Annotated in this window: 6 protein-coding genes and 1 pseudogene; 4 read left to right on the top strand and 3 right to left on the bottom strand. The window is 20.0% G+C overall.

Translation table 25 applies throughout. From position 1 onward, the window contains the following. The 3 genes and pseudogenes from VAMP_RS04825 to VAMP_RS04815 all read right to left on the bottom strand — a co-directional run. A pseudogene (locus tag VAMP_RS04825) lies at positions 1-792 on the bottom strand (pectinesterase family protein); the annotation flags it as partial. Between the two features lie 92 nt (positions 793-884). Then, positions 885-1,274, bottom strand: a complete 390-nt coding sequence (locus tag VAMP_RS04820; protein WP_213349817.1) for a hypothetical protein — start codon at positions 1,272-1,274, stop codon at positions 885-887. Between the two features lie 76 nt (positions 1,275-1,350). After that, positions 1,351-1,722: a hypothetical protein gene (locus VAMP_RS04815; protein ID WP_213349816.1), complete on the bottom strand. Its 372-nt coding sequence runs from the start codon at positions 1,720-1,722 to the stop codon at positions 1,351-1,353. 392 nt (positions 1,723-2,114) lie between these two features. Between VAMP_RS04815 and VAMP_RS04810 the strand changes: the two genes are divergently transcribed. The 4 genes from VAMP_RS04810 to VAMP_RS04795 form a co-directional block, all read left to right on the top strand. Further along, on the top strand, positions 2,115-3,020 hold the full coding sequence (locus VAMP_RS04810; protein WP_213349815.1) for a transglutaminase-like domain-containing protein: 906 nt from the start codon (positions 2,115-2,117) through the stop codon (positions 3,018-3,020). A 30-nt stretch (positions 3,021-3,050) separates the two neighbouring features. Continuing rightward, entirely contained in the window at positions 3,051-3,890 is an 840-nt protein-coding gene (locus tag VAMP_RS04805; protein ID WP_213349814.1) for a prephenate dehydratase, read from the top strand. Then, complete coding sequence (locus VAMP_RS04800; protein ID WP_213349813.1) at positions 3,878-5,428, top strand: hypothetical protein; 1,551 nt, start codon at positions 3,878-3,880, stop codon at positions 5,426-5,428. Before VAMP_RS04805 ends, VAMP_RS04800 begins: the two co-directional genes overlap by 13 nt. 166 nt (positions 5,429-5,594) lie before the next feature. Further along, a partial coding sequence (locus tag VAMP_RS04795) for a hypothetical protein (RefSeq protein ID WP_213349812.1) occupies positions 5,595-5,908 on the top strand: 314 nt, incomplete at its 3' end.

The raw sequence follows: 5,908 nt of genomic DNA, 5'->3' as shown, positions 1-5,908 counted from the left end.
TTCAATATTTTTAATTTCAATATTATCAAAATTATAAATATATATTCAATGTTCATTAATATCTGTACCATCCAATATTGATCTATCTGTACCGACACCTATTAAAGCAATTCATTTTTTATCTATTTCTAAATTCTCTTTATAAGTTCAAGATTTTACACATATCACATAATCTTCTTGAGCATCATCTATTGCAGTTTGTATACTTTCTCAATTTTCTACAGTTATATCACAAGAATTATTACTTATATTAATTATTTTAAAATCATCTTCATCTACACCAGACAAGACAATGTCTCATTCTATTTGAACATTATCTTCACCTATACTAATTAAAACAATTCATTCTTTTGTTATTTCCAAATCTCCTTCATAATTTCAAGATTTTAAACATATTACATAATCTTCTTTAGCTTTATCTATTGCAGTTTGTATACTTTCTCAATTTTCTACTATTATATTACAAGAATTATTATTTATAGAACCAACATCTTCGCCTTTGAACCATTTTCCATTATAAAATCATCATTTTTTTTTTAAATCTGATAAACAATATATAGAATGATTAGAATCATCTATACAAGATTGAGGAATATTTTTTACAAAAATAATGTTTTCAGAATCATAATCAATATTGTCCAAAGTATCTATTTGATAATTTTTATTGATAGACACAAAACTTACTCAATAATAAGCATCATTTGTTAGCATAAAAGACCTAATAGTAAAAACTAATAATACTACCAAACTAAACATTATTGTAAATGTTAACATATAATATATATTTGACATATTTATTTTTTTTAAAAATATATAAAAAATTGCATAATTACTATTCAATTGTAGTATACAATATTTTATATATTTTTCAATAGATTTTTTTATTAATTACTTTTTGTTAATCATTTATATTCATATATAGCTCCTGTAGAACTAATGTTTAGTATTTTAATATTTTGATTTTCTTGTATTTTCCAAATATATTTCTCAAATTCCGATAAATTCAAATCACAACTCAAATTATAATTATTTTTCATGTTATTATATTCTAATGAAATTTGAGACGAATCTTTTTTACATACATCAAAATCTATCATAGTCTGTGATGCTATATTTATATCAGTCATCATTCAATAACTAAAAACTTCTACAGTATTTTTTTTAAAATAACAAGCCATTGTTAATATAGTTATAATAGCTACAACAAATATTATAAACAAAAATTTAAAATCGTTAATATGCTTTTTTGAATTATTCTTTTTATTTTTGCTCATAATTATATATTTTAAATATAAATTTATTATCTTAATAATAAATATATTATCTTATAAGTCAACATATTTTTGATAATTATTTATCAGGTATAGAATAAATTGCTTTTCATGTCGTAGCATTAATTGTGTTTAAATCAGTTAATTCTTGTATTTTATAATCTTGAATAGTTCATTCTATTAAGTCACAATCTAATGTATATTTGGAAGAAATTGCATTATAAGTAATTTTAATATTTTTAGAATCTTCATCACATATATCTAAATCTATTAAAATTTGAGAAGCAGTATCTATATTTCATAATGCTGAGTATAACACAACCGTTTTTTGGTATTTTATATTGAAATATAACAATATTCATATCAACCATACTGCCAATATTATCGATATTGATAATATAATTAATTTTCAAATATTGATATCTCAATATCTTTCTTTATTTATAATCATTAAGATTAAATTTTATACAATAAATTAAACATTTAATATATAAAAATAAAAAAATATCAATAGAAATTTTAATTTAACCTCATCTTTGTAGAACAAAATTTCTAAATCCTTGATTTAGACAAGGATTTGCAAGAAAATAAAAATAGATTTGTGTAGTACACAAATTTTATAATTTTATTTTCTTCTAAATCTTGATTTAAATCAAGGATTTGCGAGAAAATAAAAATATTTTTTGTACTACATAATTTAAAATTACTTATTTTATATTCCTTTTTTGAATATCATTTATTAAACATATCTTTATATTTTTGATATTTTTTTTATTTTGTATTGTTTTTTTAAAAAATTAATATAATATATAAAGATATTTATATATCTAAATATTATTTTGTATGAATGAAAATATATTAAATCATTATTTAAATTTTAGTGTATTTACAAATCCAGGTTGTTATGAAAATTTTTTAAAGAGCTTACCAGATGATGTAAAACAATTATGAAATTTAATAAGTCATCAAATTATTCATAGAGTAACATTAAGAGATCTTAATACAAATGCAAATAAAAATTTAATTTATTGAGATATGGAAAAATTTCCATGGCATAGATTAAGATGTGAAGATGATATCTTACCTAATTCTGTTTCAATGATTGCAGAATTATTAAGACTTGACGATAAATGATTTCATAAAGATAGAAAAGTTGAAGATAAAATTGTTGTAACTTGTCGTTATGTTGCGATATTAATGGCAACAATTTTGAAATCAAAAAATATTCCTTGTAGAGTTCGTTCATGATTTGCTCCATATTTTTCTGATTGAAGTTGGGATCATTGGATAAATCAATATTGGGACCAAAATCAAAAAAAATGGATTAATTTTGATGCTGATTGATTTTTTGAAGATTTCCTTGATTTTGATCAATATAATATTCCTGAAGAAAAATTTGATTGGTCTGCAAATACTTGGTTATGAATTAGACAATGAAAATTAAATGCTGATAATTTTATTAATGCTTGAGGTTATAAATGATTATTACCAGTTCTTTGGGCTGTTTTTTATGATTTTCATAGTTTAATGAATAATGAAATTTTATATCTTCAAGCACCATATTATATTTGAAATAAATTTGATAAATTTACGGAAAAAGATTTTGAAGAAATTGATGAACTAGCTAATTTAATGTTGGAAGTAGATAAAAATTTTGATAAATTAGTTGATATATGGAATACAAATAAAAAATTTAGAATTTTGAATAGTCCATTAATTTGAGATGATGATCATATCATATGGAAATAAAGAAAAAATTTATATAATAAATTATTGTATATGAAAATAAATTATCAATGAATAATAGGTTCTTATTCAAGTGAAGTATCACAATTATTAAAAAATAGTTTAAATATTGAAACTTCAATTTATTGAAATTTTTCGTTCAAAGATGTTTTCCAAAAAATTAATAATAAAAATCTATTATGTATTCCTATAGAAAATAGTTATGCATGACCTATATATGAAAACTTTTATCATATTTATGAAAATGATGTTGAAATTGTTTGAGAATATTACAAAATGATAAATCATAAATTGCTTGCAAAAACAAAAGATATATCAAAAATAAAAAAAGTATATAGTCATATTCAAGCACTTATGCAATGTGAAAAATATATAAATAATAATTGAATAAAATTGCAAGAATTTTCTGATACAGCACTAGCTGCCAAAATGATTTCAGAATCAAAAGATGATAGTATATGAGCTATTGCATCTGGATTTTGTAGTGAAATATATTGATTAAATATATTGGATAGCGACATACAAGATCAATGATGAAATACTACAAGATTTCTTATAATAAAAGATAAATCTATGAATAATGAAATTTTTGAAAATAATGAATTTATAAAAAATTTCAAAAATAAAAAATGAAAAATAAGTATTATATTCAAAACAAAAGATGAACCTGCTATTTTATATAAATGTTTATGATCTTTTGCTACCAAAAATATTAATTTATCAAAAATAGAATCTTTACCATCAAAAGAAAATCCTTTTGAATATATTTTTTGGATAGATATAGAAAAGCCAAATAATGATGAAATTTTGGAAGAAATATTAAATGAATTAAATTTTTTTACTAAATTTATAAAAATAATATGAAAATATTAATAAGTCTATTTATATTTTGGGGAATAATGTTTTGAATGAGTTTTGCTAATTTTTTTGATTATTTAAATAAAAATTATGAAATAATAGATATAAATGACTGAATATATTCAAACAAAATTTATACATCAAATCAATGAAATTCTTATATTATTTTATGAAGTGTATCATATTATATGATAGAAAATAAAACGGATGAACAAATACTTAAAGATCAATTTTCTTTGGATAATTCTGATATACTTATTTTGAAAGAATGAAATAAATATTCTGCATTAATCAGGAAAAAAAATAAATTAAAAAAATCTATTTGTCAACAACTAACAATAAATAAAAAATATATGGATGCATATGAACATTTATTATTTGTAAATAATTATGATTTAAAAGCTTTGGGTTGATGAAATGTATGAAATGAATGTTATGTAAGTAATAATAACTTATATATATCAATGAATAATTATACAAATTTTGATATAAAATATATTGAAGAAAATAAAGATAAAATTGATTCCAATTTGGAACAAATAAATAATTTAAATAAAGAAAAATGAGATTTAAAAAAATCAATTTATGAATATATTATTTCCAATACTGAATATGATTATGATATATTGAATAAATTAGAGAATCTACCGAAAGACATGGGACCATGGAGATTATGAAATTTTTTGGAAAAATGAAAAAATGTTTGTGATTGATATGTATTAAGTTATCTTTTTTTTGCTAGACTTTTATGAATTGATTGAGAAAGAATAGTATGAGAGATACAAAGTATATTAAACAGTGATATAAGAGTTGATTGATATTTGCATTCTTGGATAAAAATGGATTGAAAATATTATGATCCAACATTTGATGATAATTGAGATTGAAATGAAATAGATTATAGTTATTTTGGAGTAGACAAAATATGTCTTAATTTAAGCCATTATAAAGAATGATGGATAAAATTTGAAGATTTTGAACATAGAAATAAATATATAAATGATAATATGAATCATTTGATAAATAAATGTCCTCAAATACTTGCTAGATCTTTAAAAGAAAATCTTTGAGATTGATTTATAGGATTTATTGAAAATCATATTACATATGAAAATAATTTAGCAGAACTTAATGATTTTTTATGTAAATATTTTGATATATGTAATATAAATTCTAATTCAATAGAATCTATGATTGAAGATTTAAAAAAAATTAATTTAAAATTCATAAACAGTAAATGAGAAACTAAAAATGTAAATATATGAGAAAAAATAAATCTAAAAATGGATTATACAGAAAAAGATATTTATACAAAAAAAGAAAATAATATTGATACAGAAAATAATATTGATACAGAAATTAATACTGATAAAGAAAAGTTTTATTTATTAACTCAAAAAGATACAAAAAAAATACATTCATTATATGAAATATTAGAAAATTTACAAATTAATAATTTGGAATGACAATTAAATGATTTTTATCAATCAAAAAAAGATTTATTGTCAGATAGAAATTTACAAAAATTAATTTACCTCATAGAATTATTTTAATTTAATATATATTTAAATATAAAAAATGTTATAAAAATTCTATACTATAATTTTATAGAAATAGTTTAGTTTTATTAAAAAAAATAAAAAATATATAAAAATTACTTGAATTATTGAAAAATATTTGTATAATAATGTTACATTTATTTATTATAATTTAATGGATATGATTAAGAAAATTATTTTATTGTTATCTATTTTTATATTATCTTTATGATCATTATCTTTTGCTCAAGATCCTGGTGCAAGATCATGATTTTGAGCAGATCCTTGATGAATTAATCCTGATACACCTGGTTCTGATAGTTTGAAATGAGAATGATTTTTAGATGTAATTCAAAAGGGTATAAACTGGGTACTTTGAATTATGGCATTTATAGCATTAATAGTACTTCTTTGGTGAGCTTTCCAAATGGTTACTGCTGCTGGTAATGAAGAAAAATATGGTAAATGATTTACTATACTTAAACAAGCTGCAAT

It is taken from the genome of Candidatus Vampirococcus lugosii, assembly GCF_018420025.1.
Classification (GTDB): Bacteria; Patescibacteriota; Gracilibacteria; order Absconditabacterales; family Absconditicoccaceae; genus Vampirococcus; species Vampirococcus lugosii.
This window is presented reverse-complemented; position numbering and strand designations above follow the sequence as displayed.